Raw genomic sequence first — 1,617 nt, forward strand, 5'->3', positions numbered from 1 at the left:
ATAGTATATTTTCCAAATGATATCTCTATTAGAATACAATTTACGCGTATCACTTAAAAACCAAAATATTAATAATCAACCCTTTACAACCAACTACCAATTTTAACATTTATTTTATCAATCTTTAAAGATAGGCTGTTTCACAACCTTTTATTCAACTTTTACATACTTATCGATTATTTTCAGGCATACCTCTACTCACAAAACATTACTTTTCCCCAGTATATATCGATGTAATAGTCTCAAGAAACAATAAACCACAGTCTAACACAGTTATCTCCCTCCTTTCTTAAGGATATTTCTAAACTCATAACACTCATTTTATCAAAAAAATAAAATTATTAATAATTCTTAAAAAACAATAATTAAACTCAAATACAACCTATTTTCCCTCCTTATATATAATAAAAACAAAGCGTATTAAAAATATACCTAAAACACCTAAAAAACAGCTTTAATCACTTTTATACTTATTAACACTAATTTGTTGAAAAAAAAATTACATTTGCCCGAAATAACTCAAGTAAGCTTAAATAACAACTTAGAAAATGCAAAACATTCCTAGTGTTGACTTACGTGATTTCCTATCGGATGACCCGGTACGTAAACAAAAGTTTGTAAATGAAATCGGAAAAGCCTACGAAGAAATTGGATTCGTAGCATTAAAAGGACACTTCTTAGATGATCAATTAGTAGAGAATCTTTACCAAGAGGTGCGCAATTTTTTTAACCTACCATTAGAAACGAAGCAAAAGTACGAAGTTCCAGGTATTGGCGGTCAAAGAGGGTATGTCGCTTTCGGTAAAGAAAGTGCTAAAGGACGCTCTGAAGGAGACTTGAAAGAGTTTTGGCATTTTGGTCAATACGTAGAAGACAATCCTGAATTAGAAGCTTCTTATCCTGCAAACGTAACTGTCAATGAATTGGCACACTTTAATGCAGTTGGAAAAGAAACCTACAAAATGTTGGAAAAAACAGGAGTTTACGTTCTAAGAGCTTTATCGCTTTTCTTAGGACTTGATGAGTTCTATTTTGACAATTATGTAAAAAATGGAAATAGCATTCTACGCCCTATCCATTACCCTCCTATCACATCTGAACCAAATAATGCAGTAAGAGCGGCAGCACATGGTGACATTAACCTTATTACACTTTTAATGGGCGCTCAAGGAAAAGGTTTACAGGTTCAAAACCACAATGGAGAGTGGATTGATGCAATCGCTGGAGAAGACGAGTTGGTAATCAATGTAGGGGACATGTTATCTAGACATTCTAACAACAGATTAAAATCGACTATTCACCAAGTGGTAAACCCTCCAAGAGAAATGTGGAGTACTTCTCGATACTCTATTCCTTTCTTTATGCACCCTGTTAGCACAATGCCTTTGAACTGTTTGGAAAATTGTATTGACGAAAACAATCCAAAACAATTTGAAGATATTACTGCTGGAGAATTTTTACACCAACGATTAGTAGAACTTGGATTAATAAAATAATTCAACAAGAAGCATATTCAAAAGAGGCTGTCTAAAAAGCCTAAAAAACAAAACCCCGTCTAAAAAAGGCGGGGTTTTTTCATTGTTTGTCCTCAAAAATAATTATCTTCAAGGTGCAACC

General features: G+C 33.1%; 1 protein-coding gene. It reads left to right on the forward strand.

All coding sequences use genetic code 11. The annotated features are described in order from the left end of the window. Positions 1-548: 548 nt before the first annotated feature. Entirely contained in the window at positions 549-1,496 is a 948-nt protein-coding gene (locus GOQ24_RS14965) for an isopenicillin N synthase family dioxygenase (RefSeq protein ID WP_155091805.1), read from the forward strand. Positions 1,497-1,617: the final 121 nt, after the last annotated feature.

This window comes from Myroides sp. LoEW2-1, assembly GCF_009767705.1.
GTDB lineage: Bacteria > Bacteroidota > Bacteroidia > Flavobacteriales > Flavobacteriaceae > Flavobacterium > Flavobacterium album_A.